This window comes from Paenarthrobacter sp. JL.01a (assembly GCF_025452095.1).
Taxonomy (GTDB): Bacteria; Actinomycetota; Actinomycetes; order Actinomycetales; family Micrococcaceae; genus Arthrobacter.
Genome location: NZ_CP104877.1, coordinates 1588971 through 1609057, shown reverse-complemented (window position 1 = coordinate 1609057; position 20087 = coordinate 1588971). Strand labels below are relative to the sequence as shown.

The 20087-nt window shown below is 63.1% G+C and carries 19 protein-coding genes; 9 read left to right on the top strand and 10 right to left on the bottom strand.

The features are described from left to right. The first annotated feature begins 16 nt into the window (after positions 1-16). Positions 17-718 (top strand): ThuA domain-containing protein, encoded by a 702-nt coding sequence (locus N5P29_RS07640; RefSeq protein WP_262278010.1) that lies wholly within the window; start codon positions 17-19, stop codon positions 716-718. Further along, positions 703-1824 (top strand): Gfo/Idh/MocA family protein, encoded by a 1122-nt coding sequence (locus N5P29_RS07635; protein ID WP_262278009.1) that lies wholly within the window; start codon positions 703-705, stop codon positions 1822-1824. Before N5P29_RS07640 ends, N5P29_RS07635 begins: the two co-directional genes overlap by 16 nt. 58 nt (positions 1825-1882) lie before the next feature. Here the strand turns inward: N5P29_RS07635 and N5P29_RS07630 are convergent, their stop codons facing one another. The 7 genes from N5P29_RS07630 to N5P29_RS07600 are packed head-to-tail and all read right to left on the bottom strand — an operon-like array spanning position 1883 to position 9763. Beyond that, positions 1883-2725, bottom strand: coding sequence for an HpcH/HpaI aldolase/citrate lyase family protein (locus tag N5P29_RS07630; protein ID WP_262278008.1), 843 nt, complete (start codon positions 2723-2725; stop codon positions 1883-1885). Between the two features lie 20 nt (positions 2726-2745). Then, complete coding sequence (locus N5P29_RS07625) at positions 2746-3243, bottom strand: MaoC family dehydratase (protein ID WP_262278007.1); 498 nt, start codon at positions 3241-3243, stop codon at positions 2746-2748. Next, positions 3240-3992: a CoA transferase subunit B gene (locus N5P29_RS07620; RefSeq protein ID WP_262278006.1), complete on the bottom strand. Its 753-nt coding sequence runs from the start codon at positions 3990-3992 to the stop codon at positions 3240-3242. Before N5P29_RS07620 ends, N5P29_RS07625 begins: the two co-directional genes overlap by 4 nt. Then, positions 3989-4768, bottom strand: coding sequence for a CoA transferase subunit A (locus N5P29_RS07615; RefSeq protein ID WP_262278005.1), 780 nt, complete (start codon positions 4766-4768; stop codon positions 3989-3991). Before N5P29_RS07615 ends, N5P29_RS07620 begins: the two co-directional genes overlap by 4 nt. 38 nt (positions 4769-4806) lie before the next feature. Further along, entirely contained in the window at positions 4807-5988 is a 1182-nt protein-coding gene (locus N5P29_RS07610; protein ID WP_262278004.1) for an acyl-CoA dehydrogenase family protein, read from the bottom strand. Beyond that, positions 5985-8150 (bottom strand): ATP-binding protein, encoded by a 2166-nt coding sequence (locus N5P29_RS07605; protein WP_262278003.1) that lies wholly within the window; start codon positions 8148-8150, stop codon positions 5985-5987. Before N5P29_RS07605 ends, N5P29_RS07610 begins: the two co-directional genes overlap by 4 nt. 2 nt (positions 8151-8152) lie before the next feature. Then, positions 8153-9763, bottom strand: coding sequence for a carboxyl transferase domain-containing protein (locus tag N5P29_RS07600; RefSeq protein WP_262278002.1), 1611 nt, complete (start codon positions 9761-9763; stop codon positions 8153-8155). Between the two features lie 139 nt (positions 9764-9902). Here N5P29_RS07600 and N5P29_RS07595 point away from each other — a divergent pair, with 139 nt between their 5' ends. From N5P29_RS07595 to N5P29_RS07585, 3 genes are all read left to right on the top strand, one after another. Next, positions 9903-10535, top strand: a complete 633-nt coding sequence (locus tag N5P29_RS07595; RefSeq protein ID WP_262278534.1) for an SACE_7040 family transcriptional regulator — start codon at positions 9903-9905, stop codon at positions 10533-10535. A gap of 185 nt (positions 10536-10720) precedes the next feature. Continuing rightward, positions 10721-12574, top strand: a complete 1854-nt coding sequence (locus N5P29_RS07590; RefSeq protein ID WP_410007906.1) for an HNH endonuclease signature motif containing protein — start codon at positions 10721-10723, stop codon at positions 12572-12574. 199 nt (positions 12575-12773) lie between these two features. Further along, entirely contained in the window at positions 12774-13646 is an 873-nt protein-coding gene (locus N5P29_RS07585; RefSeq protein ID WP_262278000.1) for an NAD-dependent epimerase/dehydratase family protein, read from the top strand. A gap of 91 nt (positions 13647-13737) precedes the next feature. Here N5P29_RS07585 and N5P29_RS07580 read toward each other — a convergent pair whose 3' ends face one another. Genes N5P29_RS07580 through pdhA form a run of 3 tightly spaced genes read right to left on the bottom strand, consistent with a single transcriptional unit; the run spans position 13738 to position 17275 of the window. After that, the gene (locus N5P29_RS07580; RefSeq protein ID WP_262277999.1) at positions 13738-15081 is read right to left on the bottom strand and encodes a dihydrolipoamide acetyltransferase family protein; all 1344 of its coding nucleotides are present in this window, start codon (positions 15079-15081) and stop codon (positions 13738-13740) included. Then, entirely contained in the window at positions 15078-16088 is a 1011-nt protein-coding gene (locus N5P29_RS07575; RefSeq protein ID WP_262277998.1) for an alpha-ketoacid dehydrogenase subunit beta, read from the bottom strand. The genes N5P29_RS07580 and N5P29_RS07575 overlap by 4 nt, the downstream gene beginning before the upstream one ends. Then, on the bottom strand, positions 16088-17275 hold the full coding sequence (gene pdhA / locus N5P29_RS07570; protein ID WP_410007905.1) for a pyruvate dehydrogenase (acetyl-transferring) E1 component subunit alpha: 1188 nt from the start codon (positions 17273-17275) through the stop codon (positions 16088-16090). Before pdhA ends, N5P29_RS07575 begins: the two co-directional genes overlap by 1 nt. 195 nt (positions 17276-17470) lie before the next feature. Here pdhA and N5P29_RS07565 point away from each other — a divergent pair, with 195 nt between their 5' ends. From N5P29_RS07565 to N5P29_RS07550, 4 genes are all read left to right on the top strand, one after another. After that, positions 17471-17941 (top strand): Lrp/AsnC family transcriptional regulator, encoded by a 471-nt coding sequence (locus N5P29_RS07565; protein ID WP_262278533.1) that lies wholly within the window; start codon positions 17471-17473, stop codon positions 17939-17941. A 511-nt stretch (positions 17942-18452) separates the two neighbouring features. Continuing rightward, a complete protein-coding gene (locus N5P29_RS07560; protein ID WP_262277996.1) occupies positions 18453-18851 on the top strand; it encodes a hypothetical protein in 399 nt (132 codons plus the stop codon). A 128-nt stretch (positions 18852-18979) separates the two neighbouring features. Next, positions 18980-19387, top strand: coding sequence for a DUF4383 domain-containing protein (locus tag N5P29_RS07555; RefSeq protein WP_262277995.1), 408 nt, complete (start codon positions 18980-18982; stop codon positions 19385-19387). 62 nt (positions 19388-19449) lie between these two features. Further along, positions 19450-20055 (top strand): hypothetical protein, encoded by a 606-nt coding sequence (locus N5P29_RS07550; RefSeq protein ID WP_262277994.1) that lies wholly within the window; start codon positions 19450-19452, stop codon positions 20053-20055. Positions 20056-20087 lie beyond the last annotated feature (32 nt).

Here is a 20087-nt window from a genome sequence, read left to right as displayed (position 1 = left end):
CGACACGAAGGAAACCATGACAAGCAATAACAAGACCGCGTTGGTGGTACGCGGCGGCTGGGATGGACACCAGCCTATTGAGGCCACCGAGCTCTTCCTCCCCTATTTGCGGGAGAACGGCTATGACGTCCGCGTCGAAGAATCCCCCAAGATCTATGCCGACGCCGAATACATGGCCGGCGTGGACCTGATCTTGCAGTGCATGACCATGACCACCATCGAGAAGGACGAGTTCGAGGGGCTCCGCACCGCCGTCGAGAACGGCACCGGGATGGCGGGCTGGCACGGTGGCATCGCTGATTCGTACCGCAACAATTCCGACTACCTCCACTTGATCGGCGGACAGTTCGCCTGCCACCCGGGCAAGCACGTGGACGAGCAGACTGGCGAACAGTCGGACAACTATGTTCCCTACACCGTGAATATGCTTCCTGCTGCCGCCGAACATCCCATTACCCGGGGCGTCGGCGACTTTGACCTTGTCACGGAGCAGTACTGGGTACTGAGCGACGACTACATCGATGTCCTGGCCACCACCACCCAAAAGGTACGTGACTGGGATCCGTGGAACCGCGAAGTGACCTCTCCGGCGATCTGGACGCGCCAATGGGGCAAGGGCAGGATCTTCGTCTGCACCCCTGGCCACCGGGTGGAAATCCTCCAAGACAACAATGTGCGCACCATCATCGAAAGGGGCATGCTGTGGGCATCCCGCTGACCCCCGCCAAGCCGCTCAATGTGGGCATCATTGGCTGCGGCGCCATCATCGCCCAGTACCTGGCCAACTTCCGACGACTGGATTCGGTGAACCTGGTGGCCGTGGCAGACCTGGATCCCGCACGGGCACAAGCGGTAGCCGACTCCTACGAGGGTGTTCGGGCCCTGGGCGTCGACGAACTCCTGGCCGCCGAGGACGTTGAACTGGTACTCAACCTGACTATTCCGGCTGCCCATGCGGAGATTGCACTCAAGGCGATCGCCGCCGGCAAATCCGTCTACGGCGAAAAACCGCTCGCCGCTACTACGGAAGAGGCCAAGAAAGTACTGGAGGCGGCGGCCGCGGCAGGCGTCGTGGTTGGCTGCGCACCCGACACTGTGCTTGGCACAGGCATCCAGACAGCCAGGAAGGCAATCGACGACGGATTGATCGGGGCGCCGGTATCGGCAACCGCCACCATGGCAACACCGGGACATGAGCGCTGGCACCCGAACCCCGACTTCTACTACCAGCCCGGCGGTGGTCCACTCCTGGACATGGGGCCTTACTACGTCTCGGCCTTGGTCACCTTGCTGGGACCGGTCGTATCGGTCGTGGGCGCCGCGAGCCATACACGCTCCGAACGCACGATTGGTTCAGGGCCACGCGAAGGGCAAACCGTGCCGGTCGACATCGACTCGCACGTCACTGGAGTTCTGGTGCATGCCTCCGGCGCGCTCTCCACGCTCTTCATGAGTTTCGACGCCGTGAAGACCAAGAGTCCCAACATCGAGATCCACGGCGAAAAGGGCTCGTTGATCGTCCCGGATCCCAACCATTTTGATGGGGATGTCCAGCTCTTTGCCCTCGGCGCCGAGGACTGGGAAACCCTGCCGGTCTCAGCGGGCTACAAAGATTCAGGACGCGGCTTCGGCATCGCCGACCTCGCAGCGACACCTGCAGGGCAAGAGCCGCGGGCCGGTGGTCAGCTGGCCTTCCACGCGCTGGAAGTCATGGAATCGGTACTGGCATCAGCCAAGAGCGGGCAAGCGGTGGCCATCAAGAGCACCACTTCCCGACCCGCCGCGGTGGAACTCACGGAACTCGCGACGGCGGTCCACGCCTAGGGCTCCAAACCTCCGTCGGGATGGCAGTTAATGACAATTTTTTGGGGGAACATTGTCATTAACTGCCGTCCTGCGGGTGCCCGGCCCTGCGGAGTGTGGCCTCCGCATGCTTCAGGATGGGCCCATCAATCATCTTGCCCTTGAACTGGAAGACGCCTGTGCCTGCCGAGGCAGCTGCTTCCAGGAGTTCCGTGGCGTGGAAGACGGCTTCGGGGGCGGGGGCATAGGCTTCCCGGACCACGGCAACTTGGTTCGGATGGATGCACGCCTTGGCTCCGAAACCGCTGGCAACAGAATCCCGGGACTCTTCTGCGAGGCCATCGAGGTCGGGAATGTTCACATACACCGCGTCAATGGCTTCCTTACCTGCAGCTTTGGCGGCAAGCAGTACAGAGGACCTTGCGTGCAGGGCGACGGCCCGGTACCCGCCGTCGTCGTTCCTGCTGGAGAGCCCGCCCAGCGACGCCAGCAGGTCCTCAGCTCCCCACATCAAGGCCGCAACATTGGGCTCGGCGGCGATGGCGGAAGCATTCACAATCCCCGCTGCTGTTTCGCAGAGTGCGATCACACTGAACCCAGCCAAAGCCCGCAACTGCTCCGCGCTCTCCGCTTTGGCCAGCATGACATTCCGGTACGGTGTCTTCTCCAAGGCCAGAAGATCAAGGTCGAAGTCAGGAGTGCCAACGGGGTTCACCCTGACGATGGTCCGGCTGGGGTCCAGTCCGTCAGCTCCTGCCTGTTTCAGGACAGCATCACGGGCGCGCGCCTTGTCCGCGGGAGCCACAGCGTCCTCGAAGTCCAGGATGACCGCATCCGAGCGGTCCGCGGCCTTCGCGTACCGCTCCGGTCGGTCGGCAGGGCAGAAGAGAAGGGCCGGGCCCATGGTGAAGGGAGAGTGCATGAAGTTCCTTGCTGTTGGGCCTACTGATGTTCCGAAACGGTTGCCGCGTGCGCTTGCCTGGTCCACATCAGGCAGGTTCGCGTAGCCAGGGCCACCACGGTACCGTCCTGGTTGCGGCCGGTGTGCTGCATGGTGACCACGCCCTGACCTGGCCGGGATGAAGACAATCGCTTTCCGGTAACCACCGTTTCCGTGTACAGCGTATCCCCGTGATAGAGCGGGTGCGGAAAGCTGACATCCGTCAGCCCCAGCTGGGCAATGATGGTTCCCTGCGTCAGCTGGGGGACGGACTGCCCCACCACTGTGGACAACGTGAACATCGAATTCATCAGCCGCTGTCCGAACGGCTGGGTGGCGCTCCATGCTGCATCCAGATGGAGTGCCTGCGTGTTCATGGTCATGGTGGTGAAAAGGACGTTGTCGGTCTCCGTGACCGTACGGCCCGGCCTATGGGCGTAGATCACGCCTTCTTCAAGTTCGTCGAAATAGAGGCCCCGCTGTTCCACAACCCGTGTCATACAGTGAGCTCCTGGTCTTCTTCGAAAAGCTCGGCGCCCGTGGCCGCCAAGACGTCGTCAAGAGTGACGTTAGGCGCCAGTTCGCGCAGCACCAGGCGCGGGTCACCTTCGCCCTTAACGACGTCGATCACCGCCAGGTCCGTGATGATCCGGTCCACGCATCCCTTTCCGGTGAGCGGAAGGGTGCAGTCCTGGACAATTTTCGGCCTGCCGTTCCGGTCCACGTGCTCCATCATGACAATGACTTTTTTGGCACCAAACACGAGGTCCATGGCACCTCCCATGCCTTTGACCATCTTGCCGGGAACCATCCAATTGGCGAGGTCGCCGTTGGCTGCCACCTCCATTGCACCCAGGACAGCGACATCGACGTGCCCACCGCGGATCATGCCGAACGAGGCCGCGGAGTCGAAGAAGGCGGCACCCGCGTTCGTGGTGACCGTCTCCTTGCCGGCGTTGATGAGGTCCGGGTCAACCTTGTCCTCGGAAGGGTAAGGGCCAACGCCGAGGATTCCATTCTCGGAGTGGAGGATTACCTCCACACCGTCCGGAATGTAATTGGGGATCAGCGTGGGCATACCGATTCCGAGGTTTACGTACTGGCCGTTGACCAGTTCCCGGGCGACGCGGGCCGCCAGTTCGTTGCGGGTCCAGCCTTTGGCTTCGTGATGGTCGACGTCGGCCCGCCGGTATTCGTGCCGCACGGCTTCCGGACGTGGCGGGATGTCCTGGTAACTGTTGTCCGTCATCGTGAGGCTCCCGCCTGTTCAGTCGAAGTCAACGCCACCGTGCGTTTTTCGATCCGTTTCTCGCCGTTCCCGGCCAGCACCACCCGCTGGACGAAGATTCCGGGCGTGTGGATGTGCTCAGGATCCAGTTCGCCCGGCTCCACGAGTTCCTCGACCTCGGCGATGGTCAGCCGGGCCGCCATTGCGCAGAGCGGATTGAAGTTCATGGCCGTTGCGTGGAAGACAAGGTTGCCGTGGCGGTCGCCCTTCCAGGCATGAACCAATCCGAAATCCGGGGTCAGGGACTCCTCCAGGACGTAATCGCCGTCGTTGAACGTCCGTACCTCTTTCGGTGCCGACGCGATCGCCACTGTGCCATCGGCGTCGTACTTTTGCGGAAGGCCACCCTCTGACACCTGGGTTCCCACACCGGCCTTCGTGTAGAAGGCCGGGATGCCGGCACCGCCGGCACGAAGCTTCTCGGCGAGCGTGCCTTGCGGCGTGAGGACCACTTCCAGTTCGCCGGCCAGGTATTGCCTGGCGAATTCCTTGTTCTCGCCTACGTAGGAGCTGATGGTGCGGCGGATGCGCCCGTCCTTGAGGAGGATGCCGAGCCCCCAATCGTCCACGCCACAGTTGTTGCTCACGGTTTCCAGGTCCGTGGTGCCTTGCTGGTGCAGGGCCTCGATGAGCGATACCGGGATCCCGCAGAGGCCGAACCCGCCCACGGCCAGGGACGCACCGTCCGGAATGTCCTTCACCGCTTCCGCGGCGCTGGCAACAACCTTGTCAATCATCCTTGATCCTTCCCTGCCACTGCCGATACAACGTGGGGTTACAGACCCAGTTCGCGGGCGATCAGCATCAACTGGACCTCGGTGGTGCCCTCCCCGACTTCAAGGATCTTGGAGTCGCGGTAATGGCGTGCCACCGTGAATTCGTTGATGAAGCCATAGCCGCCGAACACCTGGGTGGCGTCCCGCGCGTTGTCCATGGCTGCCTCGCCTGCGACCATCTTAGCGATGGCCGCTTCGGTCTTGAACGGCTTGCCCGCCAGCATCCTGGAGGCCGCGTCGTAGTAGGCAAGCCGCGCTGTGTGGGCCCTTGCCTGCATGCGGGCGATCTTGAACTGGATGGCCTGGTACTTGCCGATGTTCTGTCCGAAAGCGCTGCGTTCCTTGGCGTACTTCACTGACAGATCGACGCAGCCTTGCGCAGCACCGGTGGCCAGGGCTGCGATCGCGATGCGGCCCTCATCCAGGATGGACAGGAAGTTGGCATAACCGCGGCCACGCTCGCCCAGGAGGTTCTCCTCCGGCACGCGGACGTCGTCCAGGGTCAGGGGGTGGGTGTCTGAGGCGTTCCAGCCGACCTTGTTATAGGGCTTTTCGGCGGTGAAGCCGGGCGTGTCGGTGGGAACCAGGATTGTCGAGATCTCCTTCTTGGTACGGCCATCGGCGCCCTCTTTTTGGCCGGTTACTGCCGTTACCGTAACCAAGGTGGTGATATCGGTGCCGGAGTTGGTGATGAACTCCTTGTTGCCGTTGATGATCCACTCGCCATTTTCCAGGCGGGCTTGGGTCTTGGTGCCCCCGGCGTCCGAACCGGCCTCACGCTCGGTCAGTCCGAAGCCCGCCAAGGACCGCCCGGATGCCAGCTGCGGCAGCCACTGCTCCTTTTGCGCCTCGGTGCCGAAACGGTACACGGGCATTGCTCCAAGCGAGACACCCGCTTCCAAGGTGATGGCCACCGATTGATCCACCCTGCCCAGTTGCTCCAGGGCCAGGGCCAGGGCGAAGTAGTCGCCGCCCATGCCGCCGTACTCCTCGGGGAAAGGCAGGCCAAAGAGTCCCATCTCCCCCATCTGCTTCACCACGTCATAGGGAAAGCTGTGCTCTTCATCGTGCTTCGCGGACACTGGAGCCACCACTTCATCGGCAAACTCACGAACCGAATCGCTAAGGTCCTGGTATTCCTCGGTGAGTCCGAAAGTGCTGTTCAGGTCGGAGGTGCTCATACTGGGACTTCCTTGTCTGTGGGGTTTCCGGCCGCCGGTTCTTCAGCGGCCCCTTCTACGTGAATGGTGGCGAGCACCTGGTCAGCTTTGACCAGGTCGCCTGTTTTGCTGGTCAGGTGGACCCGTCCGGCGACGGATGCCACCAACTGGTGCTCCATCTTCATTGCTTCGACGGCCAGGAGGACTTGCCCCTCTTCCACAGCATCACCGTCCTTGACGGAGACGGATACGACCGTGCCCGGCATCGGCGAGCGCACTTCGGGATCGGCTGCTCCTTCAACACGCTGGATACCGGCGAGCATCCGGCGCAGGCGTTCGGCGCGGTCCAGGACCTCCAAGCGGCATGACCACCCGTTGTTTCCCAGGAAAAGCTCACGGATTCCGCCCCGCCCACGGGGAGCGACGCCAAACGCGTAGGTGACCGGGGCGCCGTCGAACTCCAGGACGATGCTGTCCGCAGTCCTGCCGGCCAGCCGGACGTCGACCGGGGTTCCGCCGTCGACGGTTGCCGTAACGAAACCATGGCGGTCCGTGATGGACACGGCTGCGGCCGAACCGCCGGGAAGACCGAAGGTTGCCGTCCATGCAGCGGGAGCCCCCACACGCCAGGCGTCCGGTGCGCTCCAGGCGTCGCCCGCGGACGGCGAGCCGGGGCGCTCAAGCCACAGCGTGATGGCTGCCGCGGTCAGTTCCCGGTCTCCGGGATGCCTGAACTGCATGGACGCCAGCTTGCGTTCGATGAGGCCGGTGTCGAGGTGGCCTTCGCGCACCTCGGGGTCGTTGATCAGCAGTCGCAGGTACTCCACGTTGGTGTCGACGCCCAGCAGTGTGTACCGTCCAAGCGCGGCATCGAGTGTGTCCAACGCGGCGGCGCGGTCCTCGCCCCAGGAGATGACCTTTGCGAGCATGGGATCGTAGTCGCCGGTGATGTCCAGTCCGTCCCGCATGGCCGAGTCGATCCGCACGTTTGCCTGTCCCTGCTGCACCCCTGTCACGCCGGGCTCGCCGGCCCCGTATTCAGCCAGCGCCACGACGCTGCCCATGGAAGGCATGAAGTTCCGCTCCGGCACCTCTGCATAGACGCGCGCCTCGACCGCGTGGCCTTTAAGTTCGACGTCGGACTGCGCCACGGTGAGCATCTCGCCGGCGGCGATCCTCACCTGCCATTCGACCAGATCGATTCCGGTGACCATCTCCGTAACCGGGTGCTCCACCTGCAGCCGTGTGTTCATCTCCATAAAGAAGAACTCGTCGGGGTTCTCATCCGAGACCAGGAACTCCACGGTTCCTGCACCGCTGTAATTGACCGAGCGCGCGGCATTGCAGGCTGCCTCGCCGATCCGCGCCCGCTGAACAGCGCCGTCCGGCAACGACTCGAAGAGTGCCGACGGGGCTTCCTCGATAACTTTTTGGTGCCGACGTTGGAGGGAGCACTCGCGCTCGCCGAGGTGAATGACGTTGCCGTGGCTGTCAGCCAGCACCTGGACCTCAATGTGGCGGGGGGTCCGGATCAGGCGCTCCAAGAAGAGGGTGTCATCCCCGAACGCCGAAGCAGCCACGCGCCGGGCTGTTTGCAGGATGGAAGCCATGTCCTCGAGGCGTTCGACCACATGCATGCCTTTACCGCCGCCACCTGCCGATGGCTTGATGAGCAACGGGAAGCCGACGTCGGGTGCTGACTCGACCAGTTGCTGGTCGGTTAGGCCGGGCCGGGCAATTCCGGGCACGCACGGCACGTCGTAGGCCATTACGTGGTTTTTGGAACGAATCTTGTCGCCCATGACTTCGATGGCGCCGATGCCCGGACCGATGAAGGTGATCCCCGCAGCATCAAGCGCCTTGGCGAACTCCACGTTTTCGGACAGGAAGCCGTAACCGGGATGTACTGCCTGGGCGCCGCTGCGATGGCAGGCGTCAATGATGGCGTCGATCTTGAGGTAGCTTTCCGAGGGCGCCGTGCCGCCGATCGCGACTGCGGTATCGGCCAGTGCCACGTGTTTGGCGTCCTTATCCGCGTCCGAGTAGACGGCAACGGAGCGGATACCCATTGCTTTGAGCGTGCTGATCACCCGGCAGGCGATCTCCCCGCGATTGGCCACAAGGACGGCGCTGAAGGGTTTTGCCGCGGTATGGGGCAGCGTGCTGGTTGTTGGGGTTGTCATGGCTACATCCTGAAGAGGCCGAAGGAGGTCTCGGGCAGTTGTTGGCGGGAGACGACATCAAGGGCCATTCCGAGGACCCTTCGGGTGTCGGCGGGGTCGATAATGCCGTCATCCCACAGCCGGGCGGTGGAGTAGTACGGGAATCCCTGGTCTTCGTACTGTTGCTTGATGGGGGCCTTGAAGGCTTCCTCGTCCTCAGCCGACCATTCCTCCCCAGCTGCCTCGTATTGGTCCCGCTTGACGGTGGCCAAGACACTCGAGGCCTGGTTTCCGCCCATAACGGAGATGCGGGCCGCGGGCCACATCCACAGGAAGCGTGGCGAGTAGGCCCGGCCGCACATGGAGTAGTTGCCAGCACCGAACGACCCACCAATGACCACCGTCAATTTGGGCACCCTGGCCGTGGCTACAGCGGTCACCATCTTGGCGCCGTTCTTCGCGATACCGCCCTGTTCATAGTCCTTGCCCACCATGAAGCCGGAAAGGTTTTGGAGGAAAATCAAGGGGATGCCACGCTGGTCGCACAACTCGATGAAATGGGCGCCCTTGAGCGACGATTCGCTGAAAAGGACCCCGTTGTTGGCAACAATGCCCACGGGGTGGCCGTGCAAATGCGCGAAGCCGGTCACCAGGGTGGTGCCGTAGTTCTTTTTGAATTCATGGAATTCGGATCCGTCGACAATCCTCGCGATCACCTCGCGGACGTCGTATTGGGCGTTGACGTCCACCGGAACCACACCGTAAAGCTCTGAAGGCTCGACGACGGGCGGCAGGACGACGTCGAGCGTTTCCCAGGCCGGCTGCGCCGGCTTCGGCAACGTCGCCACGATGTCCCGCACGATCTCCAGCGCGTGCTGATCATTCTCGGCCAGGTGGTCGGTGACTCCGGATATACGCGAATGCACGTCACCGCCACCCAGTTCCTCGGCGGTGACGATTTCCCCGATGGCGGCCTTAACCAACGGCGGACCGCCCAGGAAGATCGTTCCCTGGTTCCGGACGATGACCGTTTCGTCGCTCATGGCCGGGACGTAGGCCCCGCCGGCAGTGCATGAACCCATCACGGAGGCGATCTGCGGAATCTTGGCCGCCGACATCCTTGCCTGGTTGTAGAAGATCCGTCCGAAGTGCTCCTTATCGGGGAAAACCTCGTCCTGCTTGGGCAGGAACGCTCCCCCGGAATCCACCAGGTAGATGCACGGCAGCTTGTTCTCCAACGCGATTTCCTGGGCCCGGAGATGCTTTTTCACGGTCATGGGATAGTAGGTGCCGCCCTTGACCGTGGCGTCATTGGAGATGACGAGGACATGGCGTCCGTGCACCAGCCCGATGCCCGCGATCACGCCGGCACCCGGGGAATCATCGTTGTACATGCCGTTGGCGGCCAACGGCGCAATTTCCAGGAAAGGACTGCCCTCATCCAAAAGGTAATCTATACGCTCCCTGGGCAAAAGCTTGCCCCGCGCGAGGTGCCGCTCGCGGGACTTGGCCGGTCCGCCTAGGGCGGCTGCAGCTAGACGGCCCTTCAATTCCTCCACCAGAGCCAGTTGCGCCCGTTCGTTGGCCTCGAAGGTGCCGGTCGCGGCTCCCTTCAGGCTGGCAATTGTCTCCATCGACCCCTGTTCCATTCCCCGTTACAAGCCATTTCGGTTAGTGCCACGTAACTGAAATTTAGGTTAGTCTGTATTAACTGTGATGTCCAGCACAACAGGCCGTGGCCCACTTGCCGGCATCAGCACCAAGGAGGACAACGTGACAGCAGGCCCGGAAGCAAACATCGAAGGCCCCCGTGCCACCACTACCCAACGAAGCCAGGCGAAAGAGCTGCGCCGATTGGCCTTGCTGTCTGCCGCTGCAGGCCTCTTCGCCGACAACGGGTTCAGCCGCGTGTCCCTCGAGGATCTTGGCGCGGCTGCCGGCGTCAGCGGCCCCGCCGTCTACCGCCACTTTCCGGGTAAACAGGCAGTACTCGGTGAACTGCTCCTCAGCGTCAGCCGCGACTTGCTGGATGGCGGATTGCGGGTGGTATCGGAATCCGGCGATCCCCTGTCCGCGCTCAAGGGCCTGATCCGGTTCCACGTGGACTTCGCCCTGAGCAATCCCGACGTCATCCGCGTTCAGGACAGGGACTTCAGCAGCCTCAGCGCCACCGACCAAGCAGAAGTGAGGTCGCTGCAGCGCAGTTATGTGGAGACCTGGGTTGATGTCCTCGCGCGGATCCATGACGGGGAGGATCCCTCCGGACTCCGGGTCCGGGCACATGCCGCCTTTGGCCTGATCAACTCCACGCCGCACTCCGTACGTCAGCACGGGAGGAAGATCGCAGCGAAGTCGGCCCGGCCGATCCTTGAGCAGATGGCGTACGCGGCGCTGACGTCGGAATGACTGAGGCGGTGGGCCCCGGGTGATCAGCGTTGGCTTGGGGAGGGGCGCGTCGGGTGGCGACTACGGGGGAGCTTCGTGCGCTGGCCGACGGCGCTTGAAGCTGGCGCCGGACACTGCTTGAGGACTTTTCCACATAGCTCAAGACGGTGCTAACAACCGTTGCTGGGCGGTGACAGGCTTTGTGTATGGAAACAAGCGGGCAGGTACTCACGCCAAAGCCCAGTCTGCCCGACGCGTCCCGCCAGTCGGATAAAGCTTCGGCGTTTTCGAACGTGGAAGGCGCCACACCTCGACCTCGTCAAGGTGCCAAACCCACGTCTGGTTTAGGCCGCGTCGCCCCGGAGGTGCCAGCGCTGCTCCATGAGGGCTCTGCCTTGGAGGTGGGCGTTTTCCTTGACGATGCGTTGGAGGCGTTGGCCGGTCTGCGTGTTTCAGCTGCGGCGGATGTGCTGTTGTTTGGGTTTGTGGAGGCTGCGGATTTCGCCAGCAGGGTCGAGGAGCTGGCCCGGACGCTGGATTACGTGCAGATCGTTGCGGCGCAGGCCGTGGAACGAACCCGTAACCAGGAACAACTGGCCGTGACCCGACGGACACGTGCGCCGGGAGCAACGTCGGTGGCGGCCGCGCCGGAAAAGACCGGAACCCCGTGGCTGACCGGTTGGGCAGAACCCACCGAACCCGCCGAACCCGCCGAACGCGCCCCGGATTCCGCGTCAGAATCGGAAGCCGTCCCCGGGCCAGGTGCCGTGGTCGGATCAGGGTTGGGTGCCGGTGCAGGCCTTGCCGCGGGCGTGGGTGCTGGTGCTGGTGCGGGCAGTGTTCTTGATGATGGGTACCGGAACGCGGCGGAGTTCCTTCGGGCACGGTTGCGGATCGGCATCGGCGAAGCCCGGCGCAGGCTCGCTCTCTCAGCAGATGCCCTGCCCGGGACCGGAATGACCGGCCAACAGGTCCCCGCCCGGCGCGAACACCTCGCCCAAGCCCTCGCCTTAGCCCAGATACCCTCCCGGTCCGCCACGATCATCGCCACCGCCCTGGAGAAGATCCAACACCTCACCGACCAGGACACCATCACCCGGATGGAACAGGCCCTGACCCGCACAGCCACCCAATCCGACCCCGACTTCGTCACCACCATGACCCGACGCTGGACCGATCGCATCGACCAAGACGGCCCCGAACCCTCCGAAGAAGCCCTCCGCCACACCCAAGGCGCATTCCTGCGACGCCGACGCCGCTACGGACTCCACCACCTCGAAATCTTCGCCACCGCCGAACAATACGAAACCCTCACCACCGCCATGAACACCGCCACCAACCCCCGACTCACCACCACAGGGGCCGACACCACAGAACCCGGCACCAGCACCGGCACAGCAGACCCAGACACTGCCCCCGAAGCCAACCACGGTCCGGTACTGGACCGGCGCTCCCGGGCCCAGAAACTCCTCGACGGACTCGTCGGAGCCTGCGCCGTGGCCATGACCACCGGAAAACTACCCACCAACGGCGGACTCCGACCCCAACTCACCGTCACCATCGACCACCGCGACCTCCTCAACACCATCGAGCGCTACAACCACACCGGCTCACCAAGCAACCCCGGCATCAGCACCGGGACAGCGACGTTCACCGGCCCCCTGCACCCAAACACCATCCGCAAAATCGCCTGCGACGCCGACATCATCCCCGTCCTGCTCGGCACCGACTCCCAAATCCTCGACATCGGCCGCGCCACCCGCCTCTTCCCACCCCACATCCGCAAAGCCATCACCGCCCGCGACCAAGGCTGCGCCTTCCCCGACTGCACCATGCCCGCACCCTGGTGCGAAACCCACCACATCACCTACTGGTCACACGGCGGCACCACAGGAACAGAAAACGGCACCCTCCTCTGCTCCCACCACCACCACCTCATCCACAAAGAACAATGGCGCATCACCATCCACACCGGCACACCCTGGTTCATCCCCCCACCCCACATCGACCCCCACCAAACACCCCGCCGCAACCACCACCACACACCACAACGAACATAAACAAGAGCAGGAACAGGCCCCGACGCTTGTTCGGACAACCGAGAAGGACAACCCTGCCTTGACCTCCAACGCATGGCTGGTACCGGCATACCTAGGATTCCCAGGGCCAGCCACAAGGGTGGGCTGCGGCCCATGTCACACCTACGCTGGAAGCAAGGCGTCCCTTCATGACCCCTGAAACGACCACAAGGAGCACACAATGAAAATTGCCGTCACCGGCGGAAGCGGAAAACTGGGCCGGAGCGTGGTCCGGCGGCTGACGCAGGATGGCCATCAGGTGCTTAATCTGGACCGGGTCGGCACACGCGACCGGGGCTACGTCAACGTCGACCTTCGAAACTACGGACAGGTTGTGGACGTCATCCTCGGCTTGGACGACCGACACGATGGCCTGGACGCCGTCGTGCACTTGGCCGCCATCCCCGCACCGGGGCTGGCTCCCGACGCCGCGATCTTCGAAAACAACATGGTCTCCACCTACAACGTGTTCCAGGCTGCACGTCGGGCCGGAATCAAGAAAATCGTCTACGCATCCAGTGAGACCGTCCTGGGCCTGCCTTTCGACATCGACCCTCCCTACATCCCCGTGGACGAGGAGTACGCGGCACGACCGGAGAGCACATACTCCCTGGTCAAACACCTCGAGGAGCAGATGGCCATCCAGCTCACGCGCTGGGACCCGGAACTGAGCATCACGGCGCTTCGCTTTTCCAACGTAATGGATCCGGAGGACTACGAGGCCTTTCCCTCCTTCGATGCCGACGCCGCCCTGCGCAAGTGGAACCTCTGGGGCTACATCGATGCCCGTGACGGCGCCCTCGCTGTCGTGCGCACTCTCGAGCACGTGGAACCTGGGTTCGAAACGTTCATCATTGCGGCCGCCGATACCGTGATGAGCCGCAGCAGCGCCGAATTGGCAGCGGAAGTCTTTCCCGGCGTCGAGGTCGTCAAGGAGCTGGGCGAACATGAGACCATGCTCTCCATCGACAAGGCGCGCAGGGTGCTCGGTTACGAGCCTGAGCACAGCTGGCGAAGCGTCCACTCGAACAGGACCACGCCGACCGAGGATTGACCGACACTGCCCTTGACGCACGTCGGCCCACCCCTTGACAGCAGTTTCCTGCAAGCACTCGTAAAGGGATGGGCCGACGCAGCCTGTGCAACTAGATCATGGTCATGACCATGGCGGGGTCTCCCAGGATGGCGCCGAGGTCAGCGAGGAATCGCGAGCCTTGTTCACCGTCCACCAGCCGGTGATCGAACGACAAGCTGAGCGACATCACCTGCCGAACCGCCAGTTGATCATCGACAACCCACGGTGCCTTCCTGACGGCGCCCAAAGCCAGAATCGCCGCCTCTCCTGGGTTCAGTATGGGGGTGCCGGCATCGATCCCGAAGACTCCGATGTTGGTAATTGATATGGTGCCGCCGGAGAGATCCGCGGGCGAGGTCTTCCCGGCTCGAGCGGTCTCCGTCAGTTCCGTCAGCGCGGTGGAAAGCTCACGAAGCGTCAGCTGGTCGGCGTCCTTGATATTCGGCACCGTCAGGCCACGCGGGGTCGCCGCAGCAATGCCCAGGTTCACATAGTTGAACTGAATTATTTCCTGGCTTGACTCATCCCAACGGGAGTTCAGTGTCGGATTGTTCCGCAGCGCTACCAGGACCGCCTTCGCGGCGATGGTCAACGGCGTCAGCTTGTAGCCCTCGAACGCCTTGTTGCCTTTCAACCTCGCCAGCAACTCCATGGTTGCGGTCACGTCGACGGTCAGGAACTCCGTCACGTGCGGGGCGGTGAAGGCACTAGCGACCATGGCCGCAGCGGTGAACTTGCGGACACCCTTAATAGGCGTACGGGTTTCGCGCCCCTCCTGGGAAACGGGCGCCGAAGGTGCTTCGGTTGTTCCGGTGAAGGCCTGAACGTCTTCGCGGGTAATCAAGCCGCCGGGTCCGGTTCCGGAAACTTGCTCAAGGTCGATCCCGAGGTCGCGGGCCAGCTTGCGCACTGGAGGCGTTGAGCGCGGCCGCTCAGCGGCGGGCTCGGCCCGCTGCGGGATCACCGGTTCAGCAGCCGGGCCTGCAGGCTGCTGCTGGCTGCGGGCCCGTCTTGCAGGGCGGCCTGAGTGTTCGACGACGGCGCCGTAGCCAACCAGGTTCGGCTCGCGTTTCGCCGGACTCGCTTGGTCGGCGTCATCAGAACCGCCGTCTGCGGAGGTGCCGCCGGCAACAGGCGCGCCATTCCCGTTGGAGATTCCGGCGTCGTCAACCTCGAAGGAGACAATCGGTTTCCCAACCTCCACCACGGTCCCGGGCTGCTCATGGAGGGCAGCCACAGTGCCAGCGAACGGCGAAGGCAGCTCCACCACGGCTTTGGCGGTTTCGACCTCGGCAATGACTTGGTTCAACGTGACAGTGTCCCCCACTGCCACCTTCCAACTCAGGATTTCCGATTCGGTCAGTCCCTCACCGAGGTCAGGGAGCCTGAATTCCTTGATCATGGTGGCGGTCATCCTTCCAGTCCACTCAGGGAGTTGGGGCGGCCGAGGGCGCGGTCCACACCGTCAAGAATCCTGTCCAGATCCGGCAGGTGGTGCATTTCGAGCTTTGAGTAAGGATACGGAACGTCAAAGCCGGTGATTCGGACGGGCGCAGACTCGAGGTAGTTGAAGCAGCGTTCGGTAATGCTCGCGGCGATTTCAGCTCCGAGGCCGCCGGATTGCCCGGCTTCATGGGTGATGACCAGCCGCCCTGTCTTTCGGACCGAGGCCTCCACCACAGGGTAATCAACGGGAGCCAGCGACCTGAGGTCAATCACTTCCACCGAAATGCCTTCGTCAGCGGCGGCCATGGCAGCATCCTTGGCGGTTTTGACCAGCGGGCCGTACGCAACCAGGGTGACGTCGTCGCCGGCGTTCACCACTGCGGCCTTGTCCAGCGGCAATGCTCTGGAGAGGTCGATCGACTCGTCCACATCGCCCTTGTCGTGGTACCGCCGTTTGGGCTCAAAATAAAGAACGGGGTCGTCCGAAGCGATGGCCTGCTGGATCATCGTGTAGGCGTCCTGGGGATTGGACACTGCAACCACCCGCAGCCCCGAGGTGTGGGTGAAGTACGCTTCGGGCGATTCGGAGTGGTGCTCCGGGGACCCGATCCCGCCGCCGAAGGGAACGCGGATGGTAATAGGCATTTTGACACGGCCTTGGGTGCGGTAGTGCATCTTGGCAACCTGGCTGACGATCTGGTCGAACGCCGGGTAGATAAACCCATCGAATTGGATCTCGCACACCGGCCGGTATCCGCGGTACGCCAAACCTACTGCGGTGCCGATGATGCCCGACTCGGCAAGAGGGGAATCAATGACGCGGTGCTTTCCGAAATCCTTCTGCAAGCCGTCCGTCACACGGAAGACACCTCCAAGGGAGCCAATGTCTTCCCCCATGAGGACCACTTTGGGATCATTCTCGAGCGATTTCCGGAGGCCGGCGTTGATGGCCCGGGCAAACGTGAGCTTGGACATCAGCGTGCACCTTCCTCGACTGGCTGGCTAAACTCGACTGGCTGGCTAAAACTGTTCAGGTAGCGGGAGTAGTGGTCCTTTTGGCGTTCGATCCAGGAATTCGGCGTGCTGTAGACGTGGTTGAAGACGTCCAAGGGCTGCGGGTCGGGCATGCCGATGCAGCTGGAGCGGAGTTCCCCGGCAACGTCGTCAGCCTTGGCTTTGACGCGTGCCTCCACGTCGTCCGTGAGCAGGCCCTTCGCCTCGAGGAGCTTCCGGAGCCTGAGAATGGGGTCCTTGGCCGCCCAGTCCTCCAGCTCGATGGGGTCACGGTAGCGGGTGGGGTCGTCCGCAGTGGTGTGCGGACCCATGCGGTAGGTGACGGCCTCGATAAAGGTTGGTCCTCCGCCCTTCCGGGCACGGTCCAGAGCCACACGGGTGGCTGCCATGACGGCCAGGACGTCGTTGCCGTCCACGCGCATGCTGGGGATACCGAATCCGGTGGGCCGGTCGGCCAACTGCACGTGCGACTGGATACGGACAGGCTCCGAGATGGCCCAATGATTGTTCTGGCAGAAAAACACCACCGGCGCCTGGTAGCTGGCTGCGAACACCATAGCCTCGTTCACATCGCCCTCACTGGTGGCTCCGTCGCCAAAGTAGGCAAGGACCGCTGTGTTGGCGCCGTCCAACTGCACACCCATGGCGTAGCCGGTAGCGTGCAGGCTTTGGGATCCGATGATGATCTGCGGCGTCGCCAGGTTGATGCGCTGCGGGTCCCAGCCATACGAAGCATTTCCGCGCCACACGCGCGCGATCTCGGAAAGATGGGCGCCGCGAACATAGGCAACGCCACTTTCGCGGTAGCTCGGGAAGACAAAGTCGTCGTCGCGCAAGGACCGGCTTGAACCGATCTGGGCTGCTTCCTGGCCCAGAAGTGGAGGCCAGAGTGCCAGCTCGCCCTGACGCTGGAGCGCCGTTGCTTCTGCATCGATACGGCGGATGACGGTCATGTCCTCATACAGGGAGCACAGTTGTTCGTCGCCGACATCTTTGACCCATACATCGAACTCGGGATGGCTGATGCGCTCGCCGTCCGGGGACACCAACTGGAGCAGATCGCCACCAGTCCGCAGGGAAATTTGTGCACTTAGTCCAGGGCCCGGAGCGTCATCATGCACTCCCTTGCCCGCCTGATCCGTTAACACAGGTGATCGCAACCTTCCGGCTCGTTTTCGTCGGCGCTCGCGGGACTTGTGGTCCTGCCGCACGCCGGCCCTCCGGCGCCTTCGCCGGAGTTAAATGTGACCCTACTCACGCAAGGCACCACGTACAACTACCTGTCGGAAAATTGAGCATTGTGCACTATTTCCCGCATCGGCAGCGTGCTAATCTTGCGCATTATGCAACCCTTGGATGGCACTGACACCCGGCTCCTCTCAGCAATGGCCAAGGATCCACGGGGCACCGTGGTGGCTCTGGCCCAGAAGCTGGGATTGTCCCGGAACACCGTGCAGGCCCGCATGGCCCAGCTTGAGAAGAAGCACGCGTTCCTGTCATTCGAACGGAGAATCAACCCTGTCGCCCTGGGCTACCCGCTGACCGCGTTCATCACAGTCCACGTACAACAGCAAAAGCTCGCTTCCCTGGCCCAGGATCTTGCCGACATCCCGGAGATTCTTGAAGGCTTCGGGCTTACGGGTTCGGCAGACCTGTTGCTGCGCGTTGTGGCCTTGGATGCCGAAGATCTTTACCGCATCAACGGAAAGATCCTCGGGTGCGACGGAGTGGACAGGACGGACACCGCGCTGGCCATGCGGGAAATGATTCCCTACCGCGTGCAGCCGCTTCTGGGGCGCCGTTCCGAGGCGTGAATCAGTCGTCTACCCGCTCGGTTCGGCGGGCCTCTTGCCCAAGGAAGCAGGGATGCGCTTTGATTCAAGAGGACGCACCGGGGGCCGCCCAGAGGATCCCGGGCAGGTGGTGGCGCTGCCGAAGGCTGCCGAAAGGGGCACTACCGTGAGCAATCCGCAAGAACCGGGTCACGACCAGAGCGGTCAAAAGCAACCAGATCAAAACCAACCCGGCCATTACCCGCCTCCTGTTCCGCCCGGGCCCGGGTACCCACCGCAGAACGGCGCCCCGCAACCCTCTTATCCACCTCAGAACAGCGCCCCGCCGCAGTGGCAACAGCCGCCGTCGTCCGCTTCTGCCCAGGCTGGAGACCCTCAGCACGCCGCACCGGGCGCGTACCAGCAAAACCCCTATCCCGGCGGTCAAAGCCAAGCAGGCCAATACCCGCCCGGACACTACCAATCCGGCCAATACCAACCAGGCCCGTACGGCCAGCAGCCTCCCCGAAAGAACCGAAAGGTCCTGTGGATCGTGCTGGGCATCGTGGCCGGCGTCATCGTGCTCGCGGTTATTGGCGTCGTGATATTGGTCAACGTGGTGGGCAACGCTACATCGAAGGCACGCTCGCTGGCGGATGAATTCACCAACCTGGTAGTCACTGGACAATCGGAACAGGCCTACGACAACTACCTCAGCCAGCCACTTAAGGATGAGTTGGACAAGCAGTCTTTCGTAGACGGGATCGCGAGCCTGGAGTTGGACAATTCCTGCAAGCCGAACTACAACTCCGTCAGCGTCAACTCGGAGAACGGCAACAACAAAGCGAACCTCGCAGGCACGTTGCAGTGCGACGGGAAGACCATCGATCTCCAGTACGTCTTCGAGGGTACGAACGAGCTCAAGATGAGCAGCATCCGCCTGCGGCCCTGACCCGGGAAAAAATAATCCACCGCCCACCCATCCGCTCAAACGCCTGGTCCGAATTACTGCATGAGAGTCCCACCCGGGGCTCAGCAGGTCGGCCGGAAATCCCGGCCATCACTGGAAGGCTCGGACCAATGCGTACTTCGCCCAATCGCTTGATCGCCACCATCTTCGGAGCCGTCTACCTCCTGGTAGGCGTGCTCGGCTTCTTCGTCACCTCGGGAATCGGCTTCTTCGCCACCGAGGGCGCCAACTTGATCATCTTCGCTGTGAACCCGCTTCACAACATCATCCACTTGGCCATTGGCGCAGCCCTCCTGTACGCCGGCCTGAACGGCGTCACGCTGTCCAAGTCCATCAACACCGCAGTCGGCGGCGTGTACCTGCTGGTCGGTATCCTCGGCCTCTTCCTCGTCGGAAGCTCGTTGAACATCATCGCCCTCAACGGCGCCGACAACGTCCTCCACCTCGCCAGTGCCGTCGTCCTCCTGGGAGTCGCGTTGTCGCAGGACAAGGCAGCCGTAGCCTCCGCCCGCGCCTGAGCAACGGCCTGTAACGCCAGCCCGTAACGCCAGAGCCCAACGAGCAGAGGACGGTAACCGCCATGGATCGAGTGAAACACCCCACCCTGAGGGCAGCAGTTGTGCTGTACGTCTACTTCGCTGCGATGGCAGCAGGGATGGTTGAACTGTCTCTTGCTGCCGGCTACCTCGCCGGTGCTGGATCCTCTTCCATCGGCACGGTGGTTGCCGGCGTTGCAACCCTTGCAGCAGGCCTTGCCTTCCTGGCTTGGTCGCTGTGGGGGCTGCACCGCAACTCGCTCGTGATGGCACGCTGCGCGCTTCCGGTGCTCGCTGCGGCGGCGGCCGCGCATGTAGCAGTCGCTGCCACAGACTTGGCAACCCGGCGCTCACTTGAAGTGAGCCACTTTGCCGCCCTTGGCCTGACCCTCATGGCACTCGCCGGAGCGGGCTGGCTCAGGCGGCAGCAAAAGACCAACGACGGCGGCACCCACGGCCAGCCAAGGACCGGGCGGCTTCTGGCAGCCGCGTTCGGAGCCGCCGTCGTTGTTGCTTCAGTCGCCACACCCGGCCTGGCCGCATCGATGGCCGGCCAGCACGCCGTACCGCACGGGGAACACGGCCAGGCCCCCGGCGGAGAAAGCGGCCAGGGCTCCAATCCCGCCCTGGACCCGGGCCACCACCACTAGGCGGTGGTCATCGGACCGGCGCACCATCGATG

Coding starts and splice junctions, on each gene's coding strand:
- N5P29_RS07590 (WP_410007906.1), top strand. CDS start 10,721: ATGGAAACAAGCGGGCAGGTACTCACGCCAAAGCCCAGTCTGCCCGAC.
- N5P29_RS07575 (WP_262277998.1), bottom strand. CDS start 16,088: ATGTCCAAGCTCACGTTTGCCCGGGCCATCAACGCCGGCCTCCGGAAA.
- N5P29_RS07625 (WP_262278007.1), bottom strand. CDS start 3,243: ATGACACGGGTTGTGGAACAGCGGGGCCTCTATTTCGACGAACTTGAA.
- N5P29_RS07555 (WP_262277995.1), top strand. CDS start 18,980: ATGCGTACTTCGCCCAATCGCTTGATCGCCACCATCTTCGGAGCCGTC.
- N5P29_RS07550 (WP_262277994.1), top strand. CDS start 19,450: ATGGATCGAGTGAAACACCCCACCCTGAGGGCAGCAGTTGTGCTGTAC.
- N5P29_RS07640 (WP_262278010.1), top strand. CDS start 17: ATGACAAGCAATAACAAGACCGCGTTGGTGGTACGCGGCGGCTGGGAT.
- N5P29_RS07630 (WP_262278008.1), bottom strand. CDS start 2,725: ATGCACTCTCCCTTCACCATGGGCCCGGCCCTTCTCTTCTGCCCTGCC.
- N5P29_RS07610 (WP_262278004.1), bottom strand. CDS start 5,988: ATGAGCACCTCCGACCTGAACAGCACTTTCGGACTCACCGAGGAATAC.
- N5P29_RS07605 (WP_262278003.1), bottom strand. CDS start 8,150: ATGACAACCCCAACAACCAGCACGCTGCCCCATACCGCGGCAAAACCC.
- N5P29_RS07615 (WP_262278005.1), bottom strand. CDS start 4,768: ATGATTGACAAGGTTGTTGCCAGCGCCGCGGAAGCGGTGAAGGACATT.
- N5P29_RS07600 (WP_262278002.1), bottom strand. CDS start 9,763: ATGGAGACAATTGCCAGCCTGAAGGGAGCCGCGACCGGCACCTTCGAG.
- N5P29_RS07580 (WP_262277999.1), bottom strand. CDS start 15,081: ATGACCGCCACCATGATCAAGGAATTCAGGCTCCCTGACCTCGGTGAG.
- N5P29_RS07585 (WP_262278000.1), top strand. CDS start 12,774: ATGAAAATTGCCGTCACCGGCGGAAGCGGAAAACTGGGCCGGAGCGTG.
- N5P29_RS07620 (WP_262278006.1), bottom strand. CDS start 3,992: ATGACGGACAACAGTTACCAGGACATCCCGCCACGTCCGGAAGCCGTG.
- N5P29_RS07565 (WP_262278533.1), top strand. CDS start 17,471: ATGCAACCCTTGGATGGCACTGACACCCGGCTCCTCTCAGCAATGGCC.